This window comes from Bradyrhizobium sp. WCU1 (assembly GCF_053474805.1).
This window is the reverse complement of the sequence record NZ_CM130280.1, coordinates 4,669,482-4,691,310: the sequence shown is the minus strand read 5'-3', so window position 1 is coordinate 4,691,310 and position 21,829 is coordinate 4,669,482. Positions and strand designations below refer to the sequence as shown.

Genomic DNA, 21,829 nt, shown 5'->3' with positions numbered 1-21,829 from the left:
CCGCTCAGATCGTTCGCACCTTCGATGACTTCGCGGTCTTTGCGCGTTTCGCCGCGACGTGACTATCGCGCGCCGCATGGCGGCTGCGCGTCTTCGTGTCCAGCGCCGCCTGTCGGGTTTCGCCGCCACCGCGGTGCGCGGCATATTCCTTGCCATCGATCGGCGCCAGATGGGGCGGGTCAAAACCGAGATAGGGGCGCGCGACGCCAAACTCCTTGCCGTGCGCGTCGACCCATTTCCAGAGCCTTTCCGACGATCTCCAACGGTCGTCGCGGGTCGCGCCGTCGATGCTGACGATGTCGGCTGCGAGCCCATGACCGTAACCGCCACGGAAGCTGCCGCCGTGATACGACTTGTTGCTGGCCGCCTTCAGCCCGCTTGCAATCGACTGGCGGTAGTCATCTCGGAAGGCGCTGGTGATGCCGGGCGACAGGCCGGCCTGTTCCGCCGCGAGAAGCGCATGAAAGAGCTTCAGCTTGAAGCTCCGATCGACGCCTCCCATGACGTAGTCCATCATCGGCATGCCGGCTTTTTCTGCCGCCTTGGCGTCCTTCCAGGCGAAATCCTCATCGACGAGCCTGGTGAAGGTTCTGGTGACCGTCACCATCTTCTTCTTTCTCTTGACCGTCACCTGCCTCTGCTCCGGCACCTTGATGGTGTCTTCCTTGGGCGTCCTTTGATAGAGCGCCCACAGATAGCGATCGATGCAGGCGTCGACGTCCCAGCACTCGTCGAGGATTTCGACGGAGTCCACCGCCGGCCTGGCCGCGCGAGGCTCCGGATCCGGCGTGTTCGCTGCCGGCGCCTGCAGCGATTGAATATCCAGCGGCAGTGCCGGATCGGTCAACGCGGCCTCGACGACCGGTTCCGGTTCGTGCGCAGTCGGCACAGCATGGGCGGTCGTCACTGCTTCCTGTTCATTCTTGGTCCGTGCACGAGGGTCGTCGACGGCAGCGTTCGACATGGCAGTCGCCGGCGAACTCGCCGAGACGGCATCGGCGGCGACAGCAGGTGCGCGGGCCCCATCAATCGATGCAACGACGGCTGCCGCATCGGCGACCGACGCATCGATTTTCTCGATACCAGCCGAACCGAACGCCGCAAACCACGAGACAATGCAGCTCGACAGAACGACCGTCCCGCCCAACGCCGCCGCCCGCACCCGCCGCGAGTTCACCATCCCAGCCTCCACGGGCTCCCTCGGGAGCCAGATTGCAGCATGTGACGATGCGATCATCCGCTCGGGGCGTGGTCGCGCAATGGCGAATGAAGGTTAACGCCTCATCTTTCCGGACGATGTTGCCCGAATGCAACTCGTAGCCTGCCTCCGTTTTGGCCCCTTCATCGCCAGCGCCGTCTCGATCAGCGTGCGCGCGGCCTCGCCGGCCGTCTCCATGTAGCTGGCGTCGCGATGCAGCAGCACCACCGCGAATGATCCGTCCAGCAGCAGCAGGATCTGCCGCGCCAGCTTTTGCGGATCGGCAATCCGCTGCTCCAAGAAGGTCGCGCGCAGCCAGTCCTCGAACTTCTTCTTGTGCGCGGCGCCGATCCTGATCGCGGGATGGCCGGGCATGTTGGCAAGCTCGGCCGAGGTGCGCAGGAAGCCGCAGCCCTTCCATTTCGGGTGCCGCGCCGAGCGCGCGAGGTTCTTGAAGATCGCCTCGACCTTCGCCGGCAAGCCACCGTCGGCCTCCGCGAACCATTTCCGGAACAGCGCGAGGTTGGGTTGGTCGCGCGCGGCGAGATAGGCGGCGACCAGGTCGTCCTTGCTCTTGAAGTGATAATACAGCGTGCGCTTGGTGAGGCCGGCCTTGGCGGCGACCTCGTCGACGCTGACGCGGCGGATGCCTTCATTGTAGAACAGCGCGCTCGCCGCCTGGACGATGCGCGCGCGGGTCGGCTCGGAGGGGCGGGGCATCCGTCGTATGTATACTAACCAGTGAATATACACAAATCGCGGCTCACCCTACATTCAACTCCGACACACACGAATGCCGGAGACCGCATCATGTCCGAACCTATCCTGCTCGAGACCCAAGATGGGATCGCCCTGATCACGCTGAACCGCCCGGCGCAGCTCAACGCGCTGAACTACGCGCTGATCGACCAGCTGATGGCGGCGCTCGACCGCATCGAGGGCGAGGCCGCGGTGCGCGCCGTGATCGTGACCGGCGCCGGCGAGCGCGCGTTCTCGGCCGGCGCCGACATCAAGGAATTCTCTGGCAGCGTCCAACAGGGCGCGGCCGTCGCGGTGCGCGACTTCGTCCGCCGCGGTCAGGCGATGACCGCACGGCTCGAGGCGTTCAAGAAGCCTGTGATTGCCGCGGTCAACGGGCTCGCCTTCGGCGGTGGCTGCGAGATCACCGAAGCCGTGCATCTCGCCATCGCCAGCGACCGTGCGCTGTTTGCAAAACCCGAGATCAAGCTCGGCATGCCCCCGACCTTCGGCGGCACGCAGCGGCTGCCGCGGCTGGCCGGACGCAAGCGCGGACTGGAGCTGCTGCTGCCAGGCGATCCGTTCCCGCCCGAGCACGCGCGCGAGATCGGGCTGATCAACCAGATCGTGCCGCACGACCAATTGCTGAATGCGGCGCGCGAGCTCGCCGGCCGCATCACCAGGCACTCGCCGGGCAGCGTTGCCGGCACCATCACTGCGGTGACGCGCGGGCTGAACATGCCGATTGCCGAGGGCTTGCTGGTCGAGAGCGAGCAGTTCGCCGCGCTGGTGCCGAGCCGCGATCTCGCCGAGGGGTTGGCGGCGTGGAAGGAACGGCGACCGGCGAAGTATGTCGGGGCGTAGTCGGCGTCCCGCCCTCGTCATTGCGAGCAAAGCAAAGCAATCTATAGAACCGCATGCGCGGAAAAATGGGTTGCTTCGTCGCTTCGCTCCTCGCAATGACGTAGAGAGAGTCGGGCCCTACCGCACCACCGCCGCGGTCTGCCCGAACAGCAATTTCCGCTCTTCCTCGGTGCGGATCGCGGGCTGGCCGAAATTCGGGTTGACCTCCTTGGCCTTGGCATAGGCGCGCTCGGTCGCCGGGCGCTTGCCGATCGTCTCCAGCCAGCGCTTCAGATGCGGGAAGTCGTCGATCTCCTGGCCCTGGTTCTTGTAGGGCACGACCCAGGGATAGCTCGCCATGTCGGCGATCGAGTAGGCGCCGGCAATGAATTCGCGATCGGCGAGCCGCTTGTTGAGCACGCCGTAAAGCCGGTTGGTCTCGTTGACATAGCGGTCGATCGCGTAAGGCAGCTTCTCGACCGCGTAGTTGCGGAAGTGATGGTTCTGCCCGGCCATCGGCCCGAGCCCGCCCATCTGCCAGAACGTCCACTGGATCGCGTCGTAGCGGCCGTAGAGATCCTGGGGCAGGAATTGTCCGGTCTTCTCGGCGAGGTAAAGCAGGATCGCGCCGGATTCGAACAAGGAGATCGGCTTGCCGCCGCCCTTCGGCGCGTGATCGACGATGGCCGGAATGCGGTTGTTCGGCGCGACCTGCAGGAAATCCGGCTTGAACTGATCGCCCTTGCCGATGTTCACCGGGAAAATTTTGTACTCCAATCCGGTCTCTTCGAGGAAGATCGTGATCTTGTGACCATTCGGCGTGGACCAGTAGTGGAGATCGATCATGGGGGTGATCCTGTTGTCGGAAGCGAAACATGCGTTTGCATGAATTTGAATAATCCGGATGCCAAGTCAATGGTGCAGACTGCCATTCGCGCGCAATTGTGATGAGCCGATTGAGCGGATGCGCGATTGGGCCTAGGCTCCGCCGACAGTTTGTTTGTTTCAATGACGATATTTGCAGCGGGAGGAATTGCGATGATCAGGGATCTGGCACGACGCGACTTTCTGAAGGCATCCGCGGCGCTGGCCGGCGCGGCAGCGGCGAATGCATTTTCATGCGTCGAGATCGCGAGTGCCGCGCCGATCGAGGTGCCGACCGTCGACAAGCTCTCGATCCGCGTGCTGGTCGATTCCAGCTACGACCTGTTCTTCAAACCGAAACAGTCGGGCGGCGTCACGATCGCGCCGCCGCCGCGTGGAGCCGACTACCAGAAGTCGCTGCACAACGAATGGGGCCTGTCGCTGTGGCTGGAGTCGGAGACCAAGGGCGCGCAGCGCACGCTGATGCTCGACTACGGCTATACGCCGGAAGTCCTGCTCAACAACATGGCGCTGGTCGGCGTCGATCCGTCGAAGCTCGACGCGCTGATCGTGAGCCACGGGCATTACGACCATTTCGGCGGCCTCAACGGCTTCCTCGATAAATTCCGCGACAAGCTTCCGGCCGACGTCAAGCTCTACGCGGGCGGCGAGGACAATTTCTGCCACCGCGTCAGCGCCACCCCGACCAAGGGCCAGTTCACCGATTTCGGCACGCTGGACCGCCGCCAGCTCGCCGCGCAACGCGTCACTACCGTGCTGTGCGAGACCCCGACCGTGATCGCGGGCCACGCCTTCACGACCGGCAAGATCAACCGTCGCAGCGTCGAGCGCGTGCTGCCCAACACCTGGGTCGAGTTCGGCATCAAGGACGGGCTCGGCTGCAACGCCAGCCACTATCTGCCGGCCGAGCTGGACGGCAAGATCGTGCCCGACGAGCACATCCATGAGCATGCGACCTGCTTCAACGTGCGCGACTTCGGCCTCGTCGTGATCTCGTCCTGCGGCCATGTCGGCATCGTCAATTCGGTCAAGCAGGCGCAGGAGGTCTCGGGCATCCAGAAGGTGCACGCGATCGTCGGCGGCTTCCATCTCGGGCCGGCGCCGAAGGATTACCTCACCGAGGTCGTCGCCGAGATCAAGAAGCTCGACCCCGACGTAGTGGTCCCGATGCACTGCTCCGGGCTCAACTTCGTGCAGGAGGCGACCGCACAGATGGGCGACAAGGTGCTGGTCACGACCACCGGCAGCCGCCTTTCGTTCGGCATATGATCCGACCCATCCTGCGCGGTTTCGCTTGGGTGGGCGCCGGCCTATGGCTGACGCTGGCGCCGGCGCTGGCCGGCGACGCGCCAGCGCAATCGGCACGCTCGGCCGCCGAGATCATGGACATCCTGATGTGGAACAGGGAGCCGGTCGGCGGCCCGTTCGCACTGACCGATCAGGCCGGCCATGCGCGCACCGACAGGGACTTCCGCGGCAGGCTGATGCTGGTCTATTTCGGCTTCACCTTTTGCCCGGACGTCTGCCCGACCGATCTGCAGGCGATCGGGCTGGCGCTCGACAGGCTCGGCCCCGACGGCGACCAGGTGCAGCCGATCTTCATCACGGTCGATCCCGAGCGCGACACCGCAAGCCATCTCGCAGACTATGTGCCGATGTTTCATCCGCGCCTGATCGGGCTGACCGGCAGCGCCGATGCGATCCGCAAGGTCGCCGATGCCTACAAGGTCTATTACGCAAGGGTGCCGCAGGACGCCGGCGACTACACCGTCGATCACACCGCCTACATCTATCTGATGGACCGCGACGGCAATTATCTCGGCTTCTTCCCGCCGGGCACCTCGGCCGACCGCATGGTCGAGATCATCCGGCCGAGGCTCGTCGCGCCGGCGCGCTGACAAGATCGTCAACTATCGCTGCATCGGAGGTCCACCTCTCCCCTTGTGGAAGAGGTGAGGAACGCGGTGCCATCGAGATCTCAATGCATCCGCCCGTGCGCGCGCAGAAACGTCTCGCCACTCGCCGTCACCATCACCCGCATGCCCTCGATCGAGGGACGGCGCGCGACGTAACCGCGGTCGACGGCGTCCTCCCAGATCGTCAGCCGCGGGCATGAGGTGCGCCAGACCTCGAGCACTTCGGTATAAGGCCGCGGCTCGCGCGCGACCCATTCGACGAGATCGAGCACCAGGGCGTCCGTGGTCTCAGTCATTTGGTCCTCGCCGGGTCAGCAGGGATTCATCGTCCGCTATGTCTGCGCCGCTTGGCCTCGTCCCGCAAACTGAGTTATCTTGCCCTTGCATCAGCTTTCCTGAGGGTTCATGCGGCGGCTGCTCTTTCTCAACGGCATCAAGGCGTTCGAGGCCGCAGCGCGGACCGGCAGCTTCGCGGCGGCAGGCCATGAGCTCAACGTCTCGGCCGCCGCAATCAGCCGCATGGTGCATCTGCTGGAAGAGCGACTCGGTGTCACGCTGTTCGAGCGCAAGGCGAACCGCCTCATCACCACGCCGGCCGGCCGCGCCTATCAGGGCGGCCTGACCCCGATCTTCGACGCGCTGGCGAGCCTCACCGCGCAGGTCACGGCGTCGGCGAGTGCGCGCGTGCTGACCGTCGGCGTCGGGCCGACCTTTGCGATGAAATGGATGATCCCGCACCTCGCCGAGTTTCGCAAAGCGGAGCCCGACATCGAGGTGCGGATCACGACCGGCGGCATGGCGGTGCCGTTCGCCGACGACTGGAGCTGCGGCATCCAGCTCGGCGACGGCCAATGGCCGGGCCTCGTCGCCGAACCATTGTTCGCCGCCGACCTGATGCCGGTGTGCGCGGCGCGGCTCGCCAACGCCCTGAAGCGGCCCGGCGACCTCAGGGGACCGAGCCTGATCCGCGTCGCGCATTCGCCGGACGACTGGCCGTCCTGGCTGAAGGCCGCCGGCGTGACGCGTGTCACCGCGCGCGGCCCGGAGTTCCAGTTCTACGGCCAGGCGTTGCAGGCAGCCAGCGACGGGCTCGGAATCGCGATGGGCATCCGGCCCTACATCGACGACGATCTCGCCGCCGGTCGGCTGGTGGCGCCGTTTGCGCTCAGCGTGCCGAAGGGGATGCGCTGGTATCTGGTCTATCGCGGCTTCCACGCCGAGCAGCGCGACTTCGCCGCGTTCCGGCGCTGGATCATCCGCGCCGCGGCGGAACCGGCCGCGCACCGCAAGGGAGCGCGCAATGGCTGACGAGACCGTTGACACGCTGGTGATCGGCGGCGGCCAGGCCGGACTCACGATGAGCCATCGGCTCAAGCAGCGCGGCATCGGCCATCTGGTGCTGGAGCGGGGGCGGATCGCCGAGCGCTGGCGCAGTGAACGCTGGGACGGACTGATGTTCCAGTTTCCGAACTGGTCGGTGCGGCTGCCGGACTTCGCGTTTCCGCACGCCGATGCCGACGGCTTCTCCGACACCGCTGCCATCATCGCCTTCATCGAAGACTACGCTACATTCGTCACGCCGCCGATCCGCTGCGGCGTCGAGGTGACAAAGCTGCGCCGCGATGCCGGCGGCTTCGTTGCCGATCTTGCCGGCGGCAGCATCGCCGCCCGCAGCGTCGTCGTGGCCACCGGCCCGTATCAGCGGCCGCTGCGGCCGGCGCTGCTGGACGATCATCCCGGCCTGTTTCAGGTCCATGCCAGCAGCTACAAGAATCCAGCGCAATTGCCTGACGGCGCGGTGCTGGTGGTTGGCGCCGGCGCCTCGGGCGCGCAGATCACCGAAGAGCTGATGCGCGCCGGCCGCCGCGTCTTCCTGTCGGTCGGACGTCACAACCGTCTGCCGCGCCGCTATCGCGGCCGCGATCTGTTCTGGTGGCTGGCCGAGATGGGCGTTGACGAAACGCGGGTCGAGCAGCGCGGCCCGTCGCGCCTGCTGCCGGTGATCTCGGGCGCCCATGGCGGCCGCACCATCGATTTCCGCCGCTTCGCCGCCGATGGCGTGACGCTGCTCGGCCGCGTGACCGCAGCGCGCAACGGCGTGCTCGCGATCGCACCCGATCTCACCAGCAACATCGCCAATGGCGACGCCTACTACGCGACGTTCCTCGGGATCGTCGACGACTTCATCGCCGCACGCGGCCTCGATCAGCCCGCCGATCCCCTGGCGCGCCTCCGCCTGCCCGATCCGCCGTGCCTCACTGCGCCGCTGGATACGATCGACCTGCGCGCCGAGCGGATCACCGGCGTGATCTGGGCCACCGGCTATGGCCTCGATCTGAACTGGATCGACATACCGGTGCTCGACGCCAATGGCGTACCGCGACACCATCACGGCGTCTCCGAGGTGCCGGGCCTGTATTTCCTCGGCCTGCAATGGCTGTCGAAGATGAAATCCTCGTTCCTGTCCGGCGTCGGCGACGACGCCGCGGCCCTCGCCGATCACATCGCAGCCCGCGGCTAGCCGTTTTCGCGCGGTTCGCCCTAGGAAACAGCGGCAAAACAAAAAGCCGGAGCTGGTTTGCAATGCGGAAATAAACCGCGCGATTTGTGATCTGGTTCACATAAGGCGCCGCGCGCCCGTGCTTCCCTTGAGAAGGGCATCCCGAGGTCGCGAATGATTTACAGCGGTTTTGAGATCAAGTCGTTCGAAGTGGGGAAAGGGCAATGGCACGCCAGGATTCAACGGGTCGATCAAAGGCCGGTCGTCATCGATGGCATGCCGTTTCCGACGCTCGACATCGGCTTTGCGTGGTCCGATCCGGATGCGGCGATCGCCGACGCGAAGAAAACTATCGACCGGTTCCCACAGCGCTATGGCATAACGATGCCGGCAACCGGAGCGTCGGCGTGACCGGCAACGTGGTGCTCGCCGTGGTCCCGCAATGCGAGCCGGATCCGGTCTGGCCGGCGCAGGTCAGGACCAGCTGCCCGGAATGCGCCGCCCGGCTCTCGCTGCTGCGCGTGATTCCCGGCCGTGCCGCCGAATACTGGACCCTGCGCTGCGACGGCTGCGGCGGGATCCATCTCGACATCGTCGACCTGCCGCGCGCCTGAAGCGGGCTTCGCTCGCTAGACTAGCGCGCCGGCGCAACACCCCCCGCGGCATTCGGCTGCCCAACCGAACCGGTCGATTCCGGCTCGCGCTGTGGAGCAGCGATCGCCTTCGGAGATCCTGACGTCTCGGTCGGCGCCGCAGGCCGCCGCGCATACCGCGAGCGGGTGCCCACCGATGCGCTGTAGACGCGATTTCCCTCGTGCACCTTCACGAGGATCGATTCTCCGGAAGCCTGCGCAATCGCCTTGGTCAGCACGTCGGTGCAATCCGCCTGCTTGAGAAGATTGCTGCAGGACCGCCAGATCAACCGCGAAACCAGCACGAAGTGCGGCGCATAGGCTTCGATCCCCATGCCCACATAGTTCATCTGAAATGCGAAGTTGCGCCAGGCACGCAAATCGCCGTTGCCGTAGTTCAGGATGTAGAAGGCGTACGCCTTGGTCTGGCAATCGAGCGCAAAGCTCGGTGCGGGCGTTCCATCCTTGAGCAGCATGGTGTCGCGCGGCAGCGGATTGGGGTCCGCGCATGTTCGGGTGAGCGTGTCGGCGATGATCCACATGTTCATTTCAAGGGAGTCGCGATAGAGCGGCAGCAGCGTCAGCACCGGCCCCAGGCTTGAGAAGCTGAGATTCAGCAGGTCGTCGACGATCGTGGTCGTCTGATTGATTGCCCTCACTCCGAAGATTGCGGCCTTCGCCGACGCGGACAGCACCGGGACCTCACCGATCAGCTTGTCGCGGATCGACGCGAGCTGCACGCTCGTTTTCTCGTTGAAGAGCGAGCTCAGCGCGAGGCGGTACAGCGCGTAGTCAAGTCGCGCCATCTTCTCATCAAAGAACTGGCAAATGGTGGGGTTTGCGAAGTTGACCGCCTCGAAGGTGCCGATCGCACTGGCGGTGTCGACCTGGGTCGCGATCTTCAACCAGTTTGGCGGCGCGCCGGCGGGGTCCTGATAGAGGCACTCATAGGCTTCAAACGCCACGGCAAGCGCGGACTTCAAATTGCCTTCGATCGCAGCGACATCGGCCTCGTTGTGACCGCCCTGCCTGGCCGCCGCCAGCAGAACGCCGATCAGCAGATATGAACGGAACAGACGGTGACTCTTGGTATGCGCGGCGAACAGGACGTAGTCCTCGATTTCCGCGACCGTTCCTCCCCTGCGATCGATTTCCGCGCAGCCGATCAACATCGATAACGCGACGACAGCCGCGACGACGCGGCTTGCAGCCCTCAAAAACATCGCGGCCCCCGAAATGGCGTAATGAAAGAAATCAAACAGGCGGATCACGTCATGCGCGAGGGCGATTCGCGAGCTGGTTGTGAGCAAAACCGGCGGCTACCTTTGGATTTTCCACAAGCTTCGGTTCCCGTCAGCGCGCGCAGTCGGGCCCACGCGTCCTCGATGCAGCCGCCCTCTGCCAATGCCGCCCGGCTCTGCTGACACCCTGCTGTCAGCAGCATCGCCCGCACTCGGATCAGGACGCCATTTGCCCTTTCCTCGCTGCCGGACTCATCCCATATTCCGGCCATGGCGAAGACACCGAACACTCCGAAAAAGCCCGGCAAATCCCCCAAATCCAAGGCACACCGGCCCGAGGTCCAGCCGATCGGACCGGCGCTCGCGGAATTGCTCAATCCCGCGATCAATCGCGGCGATGCCGGCATGGGCTCGGGCACCGGCTTGCAGCCGCCGCCGGACAATTCCTGGGACCGCCGCGCCGGCGGCGAGGCCGCGGCGCATCGCGCGCGGGCGTCGACGCCGAAGAACTTCCCTCAGAGTTCCGCCGATCCTTATCCGATGCCGTTGCGACAGAATCCGCAACCGCCGGGCGCACGAACCAGGCCCGAAGGGCTCGAGGAGGCCCCGCAGGCCAATTACGGCACCTCGGCCACCATCCCGACGCTCGATCCGGAACTGGCGCGGCAGCTCGGCCTGCCGACCGCCGAGGATGACGACGAGGCGTTGGCCCGTCCGCCGCGCAGCAAGATGGAGGCGCTCGGCGTCAAGGCCACCGCCGACGCGCTGGAAAACCTGATCCGCGACGGCCGCCCGGAGTTCCGCAAGGACGACGGCTCGATGCGGGTATGGACCCCGCACCGGCCGCCGCGCCCGGAGAAATCCGAAGGCGGCGTGCGGTTCGAGATCAAGTCGTCCTACGAGCCGAAGGGCGACCAGCCGACCGCGATCGCCGAACTGGTCGAGGGCATCCAGCGTAACGACCGCACCCAGGTGCTGCTCGGCGTCACCGGCTCGGGCAAGACCTACACCATGGCCAAGGTGATCGAGGCGACGCAGCGCCCGGCGCTGATCCTGGCGCCGAACAAGACGCTGGCCGCGCAGCTCTACGGCGAGTTCAAGAGCTTCTTCCCCGACAACGCGGTCGAGTATTTCGTCTCGTATTACGACTACTACCAGCCGGAAGCCTACGTCCCGCGCACCGACACCTATATCGAGAAGGACTCCTCGATCAACGAGCAGATCGACCGCATGCGCCACTCGGCGACGCGCGCGCTGTTGGAGCGCGACGACGTCATCATCGTGGCTTCCGTGTCCTGCATCTACGGTATCGGCTCGGTCGAGACCTACACCGCAATGACCTTCGCGCTGAAGAAAGGCGAGCGCATCGACCAGCGGCAATTGATCGCCGACCTGGTCGCGCTGCAATACAAGCGCACCCAGGCCGACTTCACCCGCGGCACCTTCCGCGTCCGCGGCGACGTCATCGACATATTCCCGGCGCACTACGAGGACCGCGCCTGGCGCGTGAACCTGTTCGGCGACACCATCGAGACCATCGAGGAGTTCGACCCGCTCACCGGCCACAAGCAGGACGAGCTCGAATTCATCAAGATGTACGCCAATTCGCACTATGTGACGCCGCGCCCGACTTTGGTGCAGGCGATCAAGTCGATCAAATCGGAATTGAAGATGCGGCTCGACCAGCTCAACGACCAAGGCCGGCTCTTGGAGGCGCAGCGGCTCGAGCAGCGCACCACCTTCGACCTCGAGATGATGGAAGCGACCGGCAGCTGCGCAGGCATCGAGAACTATTCGCGCTACCTCACCGGCCGCCGCCCCGGCGAACCGCCGCCGACGCTGTTCGAATACGTGCCCGACAACGCGCTGGTGTTCGCCGACGAAAGCCACGTCACCGTGCCGCAGATCGGCGGCATGTTCCGCGGCGACTTCCGCCGCAAGGCGACCTTGGCCGAATACGGCTTCCGCCTGCCCTCCTGCATGGACAACCGCCCGCTGCGCTTCGAGGAATGGGACATGATGCGGCCGCAGACGGTCGCGGTGTCGGCGACGCCGAGCGGCTGGGAGATCAACGAGGCCGGCGGCGTGTTCGTCGAGCAGGTGATCCGCCCGACCGGCCTGATTGATCCGCCCGTGCATATTCGCCCCGCCCGCACCCAGGTCGACGATCTCGTCGGCGAGGTGCGCGCGACGGCCGCTGCCGGCTATCGCTCGCTGATCACGGTTCTGACAAAACGCATGGCGGAGGACCTGACCGAATATCTGCACGAGCAGGGCATCCGCGTCCGCTACATGCACAGCGATATCGACACCATCGAGCGCATCGAGATCATCAGGGATCTCCGCCTCGGCGCGTTCGACGCGCTGGTCGGCATCAACCTGTTGCGCGAGGGCCTCGACATTCCCGAATGCGCGCTGGTCGCGATCCTCGACGCCGACAAGGAAGGTTTCCTGCGCAGCGAGACCTCTCTGATCCAGACCATCGGCCGCGCCGCGCGCAACGTCGACGGCAAGGTGATCCTCTATGCCGACGGCATGACCGGCTCGATGGAGCGCGCGATCGCGGAGACCAATCGGCGCCGCGAGAAGCAGGTCGAGTACAACGAGGCCCACGGCATCACGCCGGAGAGCGTCAAGAAGTCGATCGGCGACATCCTCAACTCGGTCTACGAGCGCGACCACGTGCTGGTCGAGATCGGCGATGGCGGCATGGCCGACGACGTCATCAGCATCGGGCACAATTTCGAGGCCGTGCTGAGCGATCTCGAAACCAGGATGCGCGGGGCCGCCGCCGATTTGAACTTCGAGGAAGCCGCGCGGTTGCGCGACGAGGTCAAGCGGCTGCGCGCCACCGAGATGGCCGTGGTCGACGACCCCACCGCCAAGCAGCGCAACGTTCAGAAGCAGGCCGGCGCCTATGCCGGCACCAGGAAATACGGCGACGCCGCCAATTTGCCGGTCGCCGCGCTGAAGAACAAGACCGCGCAGACCTCGCTGAAGGCCAGCCGCGGCGGCAAGTCCGGCTCCCGCGTCCACAAGCCCGACCTCGACGAAATGCACGGCCCGGAATCGCTGCCGTTCCGCCCGGGCGGCGCACTGCCGGCAAAACCGTTCGGCACCACGAGCCGCATCATCCAGCCGACGGATTCAAGGCAGTCGGGGCCGGAGTTCGGCCCGTCGCCGCGGAGCAGCGGTGGTGCGCCGGGGAAGCGTGGTGGGTGGAAGAAGCGGTAGAGTATGACGCGCGCCGAGCTTCTCGCCTTCCTGCGGATGCACCGGCTCGCTGTGGTCAGCACAGTGCACGATGGCGCACCGCAGGCCGCCGTCGTCGGCATCGCGGTCGGCGACGATCTCGAGATCATCTTCGATACGCTGACCACCTCGCGCAAATACCAGAACGTCCGCGCCGATCCCCGCGTAGCACTTGTGATCGGCTGGGACGCCGAGCAGACCGCGCAGCTTGAGGGCGTCGCCGACTTTCCAACCGGCGCGGAACTCACCGCCTGCAAACAGGTGTATTTCGCGGCGTGGCCCGACGGCCCGGAGCGCGAGGCATGGCCGAACATCGGCTATGTCCGCGTGCGGCCCCGCTGGGTGCGGTTCAGCGATTTTGGCGCGGTGCCGGAGCGGGTTGCTGAGATCAAACTGGCGTAGACGTGTAGCGCTGGAAATTTGGTTCGGTTTCGCTACGCTGGCTTCATGAAACTCGGCTTCGAAGAATCGCAAACCTCTTACACCAGCGGCTCCCAAAGCGCTCGTGCCTGGACGGAGGCCTGGGTCAAGGCTTGGGCCTATTGTCCGCACTGCGGCACTGCAAAGATGTCGCAGTTCCCGAACAACAGTCCGGTGGCGGATTTCCTGTGCGGATCGTGCAGCGAGGAGTTCGAGCTCAAGAGCCAGAAGGGGAAGTTCGGCCCTAAGGTTGCTGACGGCGCCTACAAGACGAAGTGTGAGCGGCTCGCGGCGAGCAACAATCCCAACCTTCTCCTGATGAACTACGATCTGAAGCCGCTTGCAGTCGTCAATCTGCTGATCGTTCCCAAGCACTTCTTCGTCCATGACATCATCGAGGAACGGAAGCCGTTGGCCGCCACGGCCCGGCGCGCCGGCTGGATCGGGTCCAATATCCTCCTTGGCAAGGTCCCGGAATGGGGAAAAATCCACATCGTTCAAAACGGCGTCATTCGCGACAAGGAGCTGGTTCTTGCGGAATGGCAGAAGACACTCTTTCTCCGCGATCAATCGCTGGAGGCGCGGGGTTGGCTGCTCGACGTGATGAAATGCGTCGAAGCGCTGGGCAAGCGCGACTTTACCCTTGAAGAAGTCTATGCCTTTGAACGGCATCTTGGCGATCTGTATCCGGGCAACCAGAACGTCCGGCCGAAGATTCGCCAGCAGCTTCAATTCTTGCGCGATCGTGGGTTTATCGAGTTCCTGGCTCGAGGCAATTACCGATTGAAATCTTGAGAGGTCGACATGGCTTGGTTTCTCAATTTCTATAGATGTGAAAGTTGCCGCCGCCGCTGGACAGATGAATGGTCCTGCATGTGTGACAATGAATGCCCACACTGTGGCGCACGCGACATGACGCCGATCAGGAGCGAAGACCTTACTGATCTTATCGAGCAGGAAGGCAGTGAATTCGTCGTAATGCGCTCGCCCGACACGGCAGAACATGATCCCGACTATGAAGAAGTCGGACGCTTCCCTACGCGCGCAAAGGCGGAGGAATTTTTGGTCTCGACCGAGTTAGACTAATCTTTGGCCGATATCCATCGGTAACGCTCGTAGCTCTAAGGTATTCTTCACCGAACGCTGACCACCGCGACCGCCAGCAGCGACATCATGATCATCGTGGTCATGAGTTGCAGCGAGACCGTGGGCTGGCTCCGCCACTGCGCGATCTTCTCGGAAAACGACAGGCCGGCGTCGGAGAACATCGGCGCGTAGGCGCCGGCGAAACGTTTCGGGAATCTTGCGGCGAGCAGCGGCGTGATCGCGGCGTAGACCAGCGAGGCGAGCACGACGTAGATCGCGGCGCCGTAGCGATCGCCGACGATTTCCGGGGCACCGATCATCTTCAGCGCCAGCACGGCGGCGGCGAAGGTCGGCATCCCCTGCAGGATGGCGGTGAGCGCAAAGCCTTCGAGCCGGTTCCGCGCGGATGACTTCGGTGCGGCGATGGCGTTCATGGCGGCGTTTCCTCGGCAGTCGGGTGATCCGATGCCGCCAATCTAGCCGCGCGTGCCCGTCTGCGACGTGATGCGCGTCACGCCGGCAGCGGGCCCCGGCAGATTTATTCCGATTTTCGGAATTTAACTTGACGCGGGACCCAACTCAGATGTTCAATGTGCGCGTCTCACCCGACACGAGGGGCGGGTCGCGATCGTCACGAACGCGGTGTGAGATGCGGTGGACGCGGAATGCGCAGTCGACGAATGCGCGTGAAGCGGACGGTGAAGTCGTGTGGTCCTGACGCCCTCATGGTAGGTGTCTCTCGAATTGCGCGGTGCGCGTTGCGGAGACGGTGACAACAAAGCCCAGTCTCGCCGGGGAGAGCACGAAGTAAGCCGCACTACCATCGCGCAGGGAAGGCCGGGTTGTTTCCGGTTACACCTGTGGTCCTACCCCCGTGCTTTCTACCCATTGCACGGGGCCCATGGGTGCGATCGGCACCCGGTCTTCCCTGCGCCCTCTGTTCAGACGGAGGGCAAACGAAATGCAAAGCTCGGGCGAAACGCGCCGCGAGAATGCGAAGCTGCGTCACCATTCCCAGCCGTCATCGCCCGGCTCGCCGCCTTCGCTAAAGCTTCGGCGCGCCAGTGACTCATGGCCTCGTCGAAGCCTTGGCGAAGACGGGCCGGGCGATCCAGTACGCCGCGGCCTCTCGATTCAAGCACCGCGGCCTCTGGAATACTGGATCAGCCGCATGCGCGGGTGATGACGCTGAGCACGCTGTTTGACAGGTGAATCGGATTTCCACCGTCGTCCTGGCGAAGGCCAGGACCCATTACCCCAGATGTGCATTGCCGGACGAGGCTGGGGCCGCGGTCCGGCTCGCAACAAATAGCGGTGGTTATGGGTCCTGGCTTTCGCCAGGACGACGCCGAGGATGTGGAGCTACGCCCTACCCCGACCGCCGGTTGCTGGTGTTCTGGGTCAGATTGCCGTGCGCGGCCTGCTCGCGGATGTTGTGCTTCTCGTCGTCGCGATGGCCCTTGGTGGTGTCGAGGGGAACGCTGGGAGCGCTGCCGGGGCCCTTGTGGCTCTTGTTGTCGTCGGGAACGGGCTGGATGGTCTTTGTCTTTGGTTTCGTCATCATCGTCTCCGTTACGCAACGAGACAACGCCGCCCCTGCGGGCGGCGTTCCGGAAACGCGGCTTCACAACAGGCCGGGCCCTACAGCTTCTCCTGCTGCGAAGGCTGAGCCTGCTGCTGCTGGCGCTGACGTTCCTGCTCCTTTGCGTGATGGCGGCCGTAGAGGCATCCGGCGGCCGCGCCGAGCACGCCATGATGACCGGCATAATGGCCGGCGACACCGCCGACGACCGCGCCCTTGATGCAGCCCTTGGCGTCGGCGGGCGAAGTTGCGGCAAGCGCAGTGACGGCAATAATGGTTGCGACAAGAATGGATTTCATGATGCGGCTCCAATGGAATTGTCCGGCATCAACGGCCAAGCCACCCTGCCGGTTCCCGCCGCTTCGCGCCAGAAATTCGCTGCGCACAGGCCGCGATCATGCTCTAAATGCCGCCGCATTGCGGACCGTGTTTTGAAGATCGTGCAGACATTACATATTGCCTTCCTCGCGCGGGCGCTTGCCGCGGCGATCCTGGTCGTCGCCAGCCATTTCATCTCCAGCCCTGCCCACGCGGAGGATGGCGACCGTGCGCTGCTTGCGACTTTCTGCACCGGCGCCAATATCAAGGGGTCGACCTGCACGCGGGCGAAATCCTATCCCGGCGGCCGGGCCTGCGACGTCAAGCTGACCAAGGAGCGCTACGCCGGACGCTTCCTCGCTCCGGACAGCACATTGCTTGTCGTCAATTATGAAAGCGAATGCGAGCCGCACGCGACCGATTTCGGCGGCGTCGCGCTGTTCGAGCAGAACGGCAAGGCCACCCGCTTCGTGCGCTTCCTGGCGGGCGCGCAGGGCCATGACTGCATCGTGCTATCCAAGGATGAGCAGCAGGATGAGTTGGTCTGCACGGTTGGCCACATGGGCCAGGGCATCGTCGAGAGCGCGGTGGCGCGGATGGAGTTTTCCAGCAAGCCCGGCAAGCGGATCGAGATCACACCCGACTTCCTGCTCCGGGCCGAGGATGCGGTCAGCGCCTACGGCGCCAACGTCGTGAAGTGCAACGAGGGGCCGAAGTATTTCGGTCTATCCAACCTCGCCGCCGGCCCGCGCCGCAACACGGTTGCGGTCGACATCGACTACGCCGACGACGAGATCATCCGCACCGCCTGCGGCGCGGGCTTTCCGAAGTCGAAGGAGCTCTACTACGACCTCCAGGCCGGCGAGGCCTTTGTGCCGGAGGGTTCGGAAAGGAAGACGCGGTTTATCATCGACCTCGTGACCGGCAAGGCCGCGCCGGCGAATTAAGGCCGCGCCAGCGAGTTAACGGCCGCACCGGCGGATGAGCGCGCCGCGACAGCGAGCCGGCGCGATCTCACCGGCCGGCTGCCGGATCATGTGCACTTTGTGCCACAATACGTGGTGGTTGCCGAACCTAATCCGCTTTCGCACGTCAAACATGTGTTTGATAGTGGAACGCACGGGTTCAGAGTGTGGAACCGGGGCAAGTCGGATGGAACCGGCGGAGTCGATCATGGGCGAGGATTTGAACCGGCAACGCGTCTTGAACTTCCTCGACGTCTATTACGCGGGCGGCATCGAGGGCGCGCTCGAGCGCTGCAGCGACGACGTCGCGTTTCTCGCCAACGCCCCGATCGACATTCTCCCGCATATGGGCCAGCACCGCGGCAAACCCGCGCTGCGTCAGATGTGGACCACGATCCACGAGCGTTACTCCGACATGCGCTACGAGGCGCCGATCGTGGTGACCGAAGGCGACAAGGTCGCAGCACAGCTCCGCGTGTTCTTCCGCAAGCGCAACAATCGCCGCATGGTGCAGTTCGACGTCGCGGTGTTCTACACGCTGCGCGACGGCCTGATCACCGAGATCCGCGAGATCATCGACACCTTCGACCTCGTCCAGCAGGTGCTGGAGCGTGACATCGCGGCAGCGCTGACCGGGCAGAACGCGGACTAAAGCGAGATGAGTTTTGGTTGAATCGACTTGGCGCCGTCTTGCTTCACCTCTCCCCGGTGGGGAGAGGTCGGATTGCGAAGCAATCCGGGTGAGGGCTCTTGCTCTCTCGATAGACCGCAACCCCTCACCCGATTTGCTGCGCAAATCGGCCTCTCCCAAGGGAGAGGTGAACTTTCGATGCCGTTCCAGCTCGACCTAATCTCATCAGGCTTTAGCTTCCCGCAAACGCGTCACGCCCCGCAAATTCGCAACAACGGTGTTGAACCTCGAAGGCCCGCCGCGGACCTATCACTGGGCTTGTTGCGGTCGGGGCTGAAATTACCATGAAAGTCGCATTGCTCGCTGTGCTTGGCCTTGCACTGGGCGCCCTCGGCGGCGCCGCTCTCGGCATCGGAGCCGGGCTCACCTGGATCGGAATGGCCAGAACCTCGGGCCTCGACAGCGGAACGCTGGTGTTCTTCACCTTCATGCCGCTCGGCGCCGCGATCGGCGGCATCGGCGGTGCGCTGCTGTTCGCAGTGGTGGCGATCCGCGACGCCGAGATCGTGATCGAACGGCAGCCGGCGCGGCAACGCGACCGCTGAATTGTGTGACCGGAACGCTTTCGAGCGTCACACTCCGGTCGGATCCGGCGCAATTGTGCATTGCAAAAAAGTCATTTGCGTTTTGGCTATTCCGCACTATCTGAGGCGACAATAGCGATGTGCAGCAACCTGGCAGGGCGTCGGCGCTGACCGCCTGCCATTCGCTTGCTTTGAAAATCCAGTTTCAGGACCAGACCAAAATGACAGAGCATAGCCTCTGGCGTTTTTCGCGCGCATTGCATCGCGCGATCAACGAACGCCAGCTTACAGACGTCGAGCTGATGCTCGATGACGAAGTCGAATGGGCCATCTACGGACCGATCGACCTGTTTTCCTTCTTCGGCTCGCGCCGCGGCAAGGCCGCAGTGCTCGAGGTGATCCGGCAGATCGGCGAGAACCTGCGGGTTCACCGCTTCGACCGCGAGTCCATCATGCTGGGTGCGGATTCCGCGGCCTCGATGCTGCGCTATTCGCTGACGGCACTGGACTCCAACAAGCCGATCTCGCTCAGGATCGCGCATTTCGCGCAGTTCAGGGCCGGCAAGCTGACGAGCTTCCGCGTGCTGGTCGACAGTTTCGATCTGGTCGAGCAGACCGTCGGCTACCCGATCCATCTGCCGCGCATCGCGGTCTGACGGCCCCCCGATTTCACGGCTTCGTCATGTCCGGGGCATCTCAAGCGCGAAGCCCGTCTTCGCGTTGAGGCGCCCGCCCCGGCGGTAGACAGATCACGCGTTGATCATTTGCTTTCGCGGTTCCGTTGCCACAATTTTGCGCCACGGCAAACGCACACTGCCGCTCTGGAATTTGCGGGCTGGGAATGACTTCCACATTGCGATTTGGCTGGGCGAGGCTGCCAGTGCTGGCGGCCGGCTTCAGCGTGGCGCTCACGTTTTCGGCCGGCGCCCAGAGTTCACCGTGGCAGATCGCTCCCGCCGTCCAAAATACGGCCAAGGACAGCGCAGCGAAGGACACCCCGGCGGACGACGCCGAGGCCGCGGCCGGCGAGGCGCCGCCGGCGGCCGACGCCAATGACGCCGACATCCTGAAGGACATCGACCAGAGCAAGCTCGACTGGAGCCAGCTCGACACCGATTCCACCAGCCTGCCCACGCTGGCGCCGAAGGGCGCGGCCAAGCGCGGCAGCGTCGCCGGCAACGATCCGTCCTGGACCACCAACAACAACGCCAACGGCTCCTCGGCCGTGTCGGTCAAGCAGTCGATCTCGCCGTTCCTCGACACCCGCATCGGCGCCGACATGACGGTCGCCAAACCGGCCACGACGACGGCGTCGGAGCAATTGTCGGAACGGCTGGCCAATGGCGGCAGCCTGCCGCAATCCGGCGGCTCGGCCTGGGCCACGATGTCCGCGCCCGGCGTGGCATCGATCTGGGACAAGACCTCGGTCGAGGCGCGGGTCGACCCCGGCGCCGACCAGAGCAAGATCGGCACCTCCCTGAGCAAGTCGGTGCCGCTGTCGGAGCAGTATTCGCTGACGCTGCAGGGCGGCTATAATTTGATCCAGCAGGGCGTGGTCCCGGTGCCCGGCATCACCGGCGCCCCCTCGCACAGCTACGACACCGGCCAGTCAGCACGGCTGTCCGTTACCGACACCGGCACCAGCATCACCGCGGGCCAGACGCTGTCCTCGACCTCCGACGACAAATGGCTGCGCAAGATCGGCGCCGAGCAGAAGCTGTTCGACGGCGTCACCGTCTCCGGCTCAGTCGGCGAGACCCCCCAGGGCACGATCAACAAGAGCATCGGCGCCGGCTACAAGCGCTCATGGTGAACGATCTGTTATCCCTGTCGCGCTAATGATCAACCATTGCCCCAACTTGGCCCAGATGCGGTCAAATTCGGCGGCACTGATAGGTCCGTAACTTCATCAATTCGTCGTGCGGGGGACAGCCGCGCTTCGCTATTGCGAACCCAGGGGAAAGCCGATGAACGCCACCAACCGTACCGAGGAAGCCACAGAGGCGACGTCCGAGGTCGACACCAACCTCGCTGCGGTCTCGGAAGTCGAAGCCGGCATCCGCGACTTCGTGCGCAACGACATCGCCTATCTGCGCCGCCCCGTGGCGAGCCCGGAGACCGCGCCGACCGACACCAACACCGACGCCACGGTCAGCAACGTCAACTCGCTGATCCAGCGCGTCGCCGGCACCTCGCTCGCCGAGATCGAGAAGCTGATCGGCGAGCTCGAGAGCCTGCGCGACCTGCTGCATGCCGAGGGCCAGCGCGTCCAGCGCGAGATCTCCGGCTATGCCCAACTCAGCCAGGCCGCGATGAAGTCGACACGCATGATCGCCGACAACGTCTCGCAGTGGAAGCGCGCCGCCGACGGCCTGCGCAACAGCTGATCGCGATCCGTTCTAGGGCCAGCAGCCGCCGTCTCCCGACAAGGGGGGCGGCGGCTTCGTTTTGCATGCCCGCTGCGGCGTTGAACGATTCGTTATTCTGCGCGGTGTAAGCTCCGCGACGTCAATTCTTGCGGAAGCCGATTTGAAAGTTCGATGCCGAGCGGGCGTCCGATCCGGAAATCGGGTCCGGACCGCGCGCTGGCGGGCATCCATTTTGGAGAGAATTCATGCAGAGCGTCCGGCCTGATAACGCCGATCCTATTCCGCTGCGCCAGCCGCAGCAGGGCATCGGCACGATCATGCTCCGGTTTATCGGCATCCTGGCCGCCGCGACCGTCGTGATGGTGCTGATCTGGAATCGTTGAACAGGTTAACCGGTAGAATGTGACGCAGCCTGCCGACGGATCACATTGAAACACGCAAACGCACATCCCGGGGCGCTCGCCGAGAGCCCGCGGTTACAGAGGGTCGATCAGCGATCGATACTCGCGGTGGTCTCGAAGGAATAGTTGCCGTCGGCAAACCCCTTCACGACCATTCCGGTCGCCAGCATCACGACAACCGTTACCGTCGCGAAGATAATTCCGACGAGTTTCAGCGCGCTGCGATCTGCCATGGTATCCCCAGTGGTGCCTGCCCGGATGTCCGTGC

At 64.5% G+C, this 21,829-nt stretch carries 27 protein-coding genes; 18 read left to right on the top strand and 9 right to left on the bottom strand.

The annotated features are described in order from the left end of the window. Positions 1-4 precede the first annotated feature (4 nt). On the bottom strand, positions 5-1,180 hold the full coding sequence (locus tag ACTUWL_RS21680) for a molybdopterin molybdotransferase (protein ID WP_021080699.1): 1,176 nt from the start codon (positions 1,178-1,180) through the stop codon (positions 5-7). 93 nt (positions 1,181-1,273) lie between these two features. Continuing rightward, positions 1,274-1,918, bottom strand: a complete 645-nt coding sequence (locus tag ACTUWL_RS21675) for a TetR/AcrR family transcriptional regulator (protein WP_021080700.1) — start codon at positions 1,916-1,918, stop codon at positions 1,274-1,276. A 90-nt stretch (positions 1,919-2,008) separates the two neighbouring features. On the opposite strand from ACTUWL_RS21675, the gene ACTUWL_RS21670 reads away from it, so the two are divergent. Then, the gene (locus ACTUWL_RS21670; RefSeq protein ID WP_021080701.1) at positions 2,009-2,800 is read left to right on the top strand and encodes a crotonase/enoyl-CoA hydratase family protein; all 792 of its coding nucleotides are present in this window, start codon (positions 2,009-2,011) and stop codon (positions 2,798-2,800) included. Between the two features lie 117 nt (positions 2,801-2,917). Here ACTUWL_RS21670 and ACTUWL_RS21665 read toward each other — a convergent pair whose 3' ends face one another. Beyond that, complete coding sequence (locus ACTUWL_RS21665; RefSeq protein ID WP_021080702.1) at positions 2,918-3,625, bottom strand: glutathione S-transferase N-terminal domain-containing protein; 708 nt, start codon at positions 3,623-3,625, stop codon at positions 2,918-2,920. Between the two features lie 192 nt (positions 3,626-3,817). Here ACTUWL_RS21665 and ACTUWL_RS21660 point away from each other — a divergent pair, with 192 nt between their 5' ends. Together ACTUWL_RS21660 and ACTUWL_RS21655 are read left to right on the top strand one after the other, a co-directional pair. After that, complete coding sequence (locus tag ACTUWL_RS21660) at positions 3,818-4,933, top strand: MBL fold metallo-hydrolase (RefSeq protein ID WP_021080703.1); 1,116 nt, start codon at positions 3,818-3,820, stop codon at positions 4,931-4,933. Next, complete coding sequence (locus tag ACTUWL_RS21655; RefSeq protein ID WP_021080704.1) at positions 4,930-5,562, top strand: SCO family protein; 633 nt, start codon at positions 4,930-4,932, stop codon at positions 5,560-5,562. The genes ACTUWL_RS21660 and ACTUWL_RS21655 overlap by 4 nt, the downstream gene beginning before the upstream one ends. Positions 5,563-5,642: 80 nt before the next feature. On the opposite strand, the gene ACTUWL_RS21650 is transcribed toward ACTUWL_RS21655, so the two are convergent. Further along, on the bottom strand, positions 5,643-5,876 hold the full coding sequence (locus tag ACTUWL_RS21650) for a hypothetical protein (protein ID WP_021080705.1): 234 nt from the start codon (positions 5,874-5,876) through the stop codon (positions 5,643-5,645). Between the two features lie 109 nt (positions 5,877-5,985). Here ACTUWL_RS21650 and ACTUWL_RS21645 point away from each other — a divergent pair, with 109 nt between their 5' ends. From ACTUWL_RS21645 to ACTUWL_RS21630, 4 genes are all read left to right on the top strand, one after another. Further along, positions 5,986-6,888 carry a LysR substrate-binding domain-containing protein gene (locus ACTUWL_RS21645; protein ID WP_021080706.1) on the top strand — a complete coding sequence of 301 codons (903 nt, stop codon included), beginning with the start codon at positions 5,986-5,988 and terminating at the stop codon, positions 6,886-6,888. Beyond that, entirely contained in the window at positions 6,881-8,101 is a 1,221-nt protein-coding gene (locus ACTUWL_RS21640; RefSeq protein ID WP_021080707.1) for an NAD(P)-binding domain-containing protein, read from the top strand. The genes ACTUWL_RS21645 and ACTUWL_RS21640 overlap by 8 nt, the downstream gene beginning before the upstream one ends. Positions 8,102-8,254: 153 nt before the next feature. Continuing rightward, the gene (locus tag ACTUWL_RS21635; protein ID WP_021080708.1) at positions 8,255-8,491 is read left to right on the top strand and encodes a hypothetical protein; all 237 of its coding nucleotides are present in this window, start codon (positions 8,255-8,257) and stop codon (positions 8,489-8,491) included. Beyond that, positions 8,488-8,694 carry a hypothetical protein gene (locus ACTUWL_RS21630; protein ID WP_021080709.1) on the top strand — a complete coding sequence of 69 codons (207 nt, stop codon included), beginning with the start codon at positions 8,488-8,490 and terminating at the stop codon, positions 8,692-8,694. The genes ACTUWL_RS21635 and ACTUWL_RS21630 overlap by 4 nt, the downstream gene beginning before the upstream one ends. Positions 8,695-8,714: 20 nt before the next feature. Here ACTUWL_RS21630 and ACTUWL_RS21625 read toward each other — a convergent pair whose 3' ends face one another. Next, positions 8,715-9,935 carry a hypothetical protein gene (locus ACTUWL_RS21625; protein WP_021080710.1) on the bottom strand — a complete coding sequence of 407 codons (1,221 nt, stop codon included), beginning with the start codon at positions 9,933-9,935 and terminating at the stop codon, positions 8,715-8,717. A gap of 288 nt (positions 9,936-10,223) precedes the next feature. Here ACTUWL_RS21625 and uvrB point away from each other — a divergent pair, with 288 nt between their 5' ends. The 4 genes from uvrB to ACTUWL_RS21605 are packed head-to-tail and all read left to right on the top strand — an operon-like array spanning position 10,224 to position 14,711. Next, on the top strand, positions 10,224-13,187 hold the full coding sequence (gene uvrB, locus ACTUWL_RS21620) for an excinuclease ABC subunit UvrB (protein ID WP_021080711.1): 2,964 nt from the start codon (positions 10,224-10,226) through the stop codon (positions 13,185-13,187). Positions 13,188-13,190: 3 nt separating this feature from the next. After that, positions 13,191-13,607, top strand: coding sequence for a pyridoxamine 5'-phosphate oxidase family protein (locus ACTUWL_RS21615; RefSeq protein WP_021080712.1), 417 nt, complete (start codon positions 13,191-13,193; stop codon positions 13,605-13,607). Between the two features lie 45 nt (positions 13,608-13,652). Then, a complete protein-coding gene (locus ACTUWL_RS21610; RefSeq protein WP_021080713.1) occupies positions 13,653-14,420 on the top strand; it encodes a DpnI domain-containing protein in 768 nt (255 codons plus the stop codon). A gap of 9 nt (positions 14,421-14,429) precedes the next feature. Next, entirely contained in the window at positions 14,430-14,711 is a 282-nt protein-coding gene (locus ACTUWL_RS21605) for a hypothetical protein (protein ID WP_021080714.1), read from the top strand. A gap of 47 nt (positions 14,712-14,758) precedes the next feature. On the opposite strand, the gene ACTUWL_RS21600 is transcribed toward ACTUWL_RS21605, so the two are convergent. The 3 genes from ACTUWL_RS21600 to ACTUWL_RS21590 all read right to left on the bottom strand — a co-directional run bounded on the left by ACTUWL_RS21600 (position 14,759) and on the right by ACTUWL_RS21590 (position 16,592). Continuing rightward, complete coding sequence (locus tag ACTUWL_RS21600; RefSeq protein ID WP_021080715.1) at positions 14,759-15,145, bottom strand: hypothetical protein; 387 nt, start codon at positions 15,143-15,145, stop codon at positions 14,759-14,761. A gap of 935 nt (positions 15,146-16,080) precedes the next feature. Continuing rightward, a complete protein-coding gene (locus tag ACTUWL_RS21595; protein WP_021082502.1) occupies positions 16,081-16,272 on the bottom strand; it encodes a hypothetical protein in 192 nt (63 codons plus the stop codon). Between the two features lie 80 nt (positions 16,273-16,352). Further along, on the bottom strand, positions 16,353-16,592 hold the full coding sequence (locus ACTUWL_RS21590) for a hypothetical protein (RefSeq protein WP_021082503.1): 240 nt from the start codon (positions 16,590-16,592) through the stop codon (positions 16,353-16,355). Positions 16,593-16,733: 141 nt separating this feature from the next. Between ACTUWL_RS21590 and ACTUWL_RS21585 the strand changes: the two genes are divergently transcribed. From ACTUWL_RS21585 to ACTUWL_RS21555, 7 genes are all read left to right on the top strand, one after another. Then, positions 16,734-17,558 (top strand): hypothetical protein, encoded by an 825-nt coding sequence (locus ACTUWL_RS21585; protein ID WP_158267749.1) that lies wholly within the window; start codon positions 16,734-16,736, stop codon positions 17,556-17,558. A 226-nt stretch (positions 17,559-17,784) separates the two neighbouring features. Then, a complete protein-coding gene (locus ACTUWL_RS21580) occupies positions 17,785-18,228 on the top strand; it encodes a nuclear transport factor 2 family protein (RefSeq protein ID WP_021082505.1) in 444 nt (147 codons plus the stop codon). A 323-nt stretch (positions 18,229-18,551) separates the two neighbouring features. Then, the gene (locus tag ACTUWL_RS21575) at positions 18,552-18,812 is read left to right on the top strand and encodes a hypothetical protein (protein WP_021081823.1); all 261 of its coding nucleotides are present in this window, start codon (positions 18,552-18,554) and stop codon (positions 18,810-18,812) included. A gap of 200 nt (positions 18,813-19,012) precedes the next feature. Continuing rightward, on the top strand, positions 19,013-19,447 hold the full coding sequence (locus tag ACTUWL_RS21570) for a nuclear transport factor 2 family protein (protein ID WP_021081822.1): 435 nt from the start codon (positions 19,013-19,015) through the stop codon (positions 19,445-19,447). 185 nt (positions 19,448-19,632) lie between these two features. Then, positions 19,633-20,604, top strand: a complete 972-nt coding sequence (locus ACTUWL_RS21565; RefSeq protein ID WP_035653281.1) for a hypothetical protein — start codon at positions 19,633-19,635, stop codon at positions 20,602-20,604. Between the two features lie 154 nt (positions 20,605-20,758). After that, entirely contained in the window at positions 20,759-21,178 is a 420-nt protein-coding gene (locus ACTUWL_RS21560) for a hypothetical protein (RefSeq protein WP_021081820.1), read from the top strand. A 227-nt stretch (positions 21,179-21,405) separates the two neighbouring features. Beyond that, positions 21,406-21,543 (top strand): hypothetical protein, encoded by a 138-nt coding sequence (locus ACTUWL_RS21555; protein WP_021081819.1) that lies wholly within the window; start codon positions 21,406-21,408, stop codon positions 21,541-21,543. A gap of 107 nt (positions 21,544-21,650) precedes the next feature. Here the strand turns inward: ACTUWL_RS21555 and ACTUWL_RS21550 are convergent, their stop codons facing one another. Further along, positions 21,651-21,794: a hypothetical protein gene (locus tag ACTUWL_RS21550; RefSeq protein ID WP_016841369.1), complete on the bottom strand. Its 144-nt coding sequence runs from the start codon at positions 21,792-21,794 to the stop codon at positions 21,651-21,653. Positions 21,795-21,829: the final 35 nt, after the last annotated feature.

Excerpts from the sequence above, each read along its gene's own strand:
- ACTUWL_RS21680 (WP_021080699.1), bottom strand. The coding sequence starts at position 1,180 with ATGGTGAACTCGCGGCGGGTGCGGGCGGCGGCGTTGGGCGGGACGGTC.
- ACTUWL_RS21675 (WP_021080700.1), bottom strand. The coding sequence starts at position 1,918 with ATGCCCCGCCCCTCCGAGCCGACCCGCGCGCGCATCGTCCAGGCGGCG.
- ACTUWL_RS21670 (WP_021080701.1), top strand. The coding sequence starts at position 2,009 with ATGTCCGAACCTATCCTGCTCGAGACCCAAGATGGGATCGCCCTGATC.
- ACTUWL_RS21665 (WP_021080702.1), bottom strand. The coding sequence starts at position 3,625 with ATGATCGATCTCCACTACTGGTCCACGCCGAATGGTCACAAGATCACG.
- ACTUWL_RS21660 (WP_021080703.1), top strand. The coding sequence starts at position 3,818 with ATGATCAGGGATCTGGCACGACGCGACTTTCTGAAGGCATCCGCGGCG.
- ACTUWL_RS21655 (WP_021080704.1), top strand. The coding sequence starts at position 4,930 with ATGATCCGACCCATCCTGCGCGGTTTCGCTTGGGTGGGCGCCGGCCTA.
- ACTUWL_RS21650 (WP_021080705.1), bottom strand. The coding sequence starts at position 5,876 with ATGACTGAGACCACGGACGCCCTGGTGCTCGATCTCGTCGAATGGGTC.
- ACTUWL_RS21645 (WP_021080706.1), top strand. The coding sequence starts at position 5,986 with ATGCGGCGGCTGCTCTTTCTCAACGGCATCAAGGCGTTCGAGGCCGCA.
- ACTUWL_RS21640 (WP_021080707.1), top strand. The coding sequence starts at position 6,881 with ATGGCTGACGAGACCGTTGACACGCTGGTGATCGGCGGCGGCCAGGCC.
- ACTUWL_RS21635 (WP_021080708.1), top strand. The coding sequence starts at position 8,255 with ATGATTTACAGCGGTTTTGAGATCAAGTCGTTCGAAGTGGGGAAAGGG.
- ACTUWL_RS21625 (WP_021080710.1), bottom strand. The coding sequence starts at position 9,935 with ATGTTTTTGAGGGCTGCAAGCCGCGTCGTCGCGGCTGTCGTCGCGTTA.
- uvrB (WP_021080711.1), top strand. The coding sequence starts at position 10,224 with ATGGCGAAGACACCGAACACTCCGAAAAAGCCCGGCAAATCCCCCAAA.
- ACTUWL_RS21615 (WP_021080712.1), top strand. The coding sequence starts at position 13,191 with ATGACGCGCGCCGAGCTTCTCGCCTTCCTGCGGATGCACCGGCTCGCT.
- ACTUWL_RS21610 (WP_021080713.1), top strand. The coding sequence starts at position 13,653 with ATGAAACTCGGCTTCGAAGAATCGCAAACCTCTTACACCAGCGGCTCC.
- ACTUWL_RS21605 (WP_021080714.1), top strand. The coding sequence starts at position 14,430 with ATGGCTTGGTTTCTCAATTTCTATAGATGTGAAAGTTGCCGCCGCCGC.
- ACTUWL_RS21600 (WP_021080715.1), bottom strand. The coding sequence starts at position 15,145 with ATGAACGCCATCGCCGCACCGAAGTCATCCGCGCGGAACCGGCTCGAA.
- ACTUWL_RS21595 (WP_021082502.1), bottom strand. The coding sequence starts at position 16,272 with ATGACGAAACCAAAGACAAAGACCATCCAGCCCGTTCCCGACGACAAC.
- ACTUWL_RS21590 (WP_021082503.1), bottom strand. The coding sequence starts at position 16,592 with ATGAAATCCATTCTTGTCGCAACCATTATTGCCGTCACTGCGCTTGCC.
- ACTUWL_RS21580 (WP_021082505.1), top strand. The coding sequence starts at position 17,785 with ATGGGCGAGGATTTGAACCGGCAACGCGTCTTGAACTTCCTCGACGTC.
- ACTUWL_RS21575 (WP_021081823.1), top strand. The coding sequence starts at position 18,552 with ATGAAAGTCGCATTGCTCGCTGTGCTTGGCCTTGCACTGGGCGCCCTC.
- ACTUWL_RS21570 (WP_021081822.1), top strand. The coding sequence starts at position 19,013 with ATGACAGAGCATAGCCTCTGGCGTTTTTCGCGCGCATTGCATCGCGCG.
- ACTUWL_RS21565 (WP_035653281.1), top strand. The coding sequence starts at position 19,633 with ATGACTTCCACATTGCGATTTGGCTGGGCGAGGCTGCCAGTGCTGGCG.
- ACTUWL_RS21560 (WP_021081820.1), top strand. The coding sequence starts at position 20,759 with ATGAACGCCACCAACCGTACCGAGGAAGCCACAGAGGCGACGTCCGAG.
- ACTUWL_RS21555 (WP_021081819.1), top strand. The coding sequence starts at position 21,406 with ATGCAGAGCGTCCGGCCTGATAACGCCGATCCTATTCCGCTGCGCCAG.
- ACTUWL_RS21550 (WP_016841369.1), bottom strand. The coding sequence starts at position 21,794 with ATGGCAGATCGCAGCGCGCTGAAACTCGTCGGAATTATCTTCGCGACG.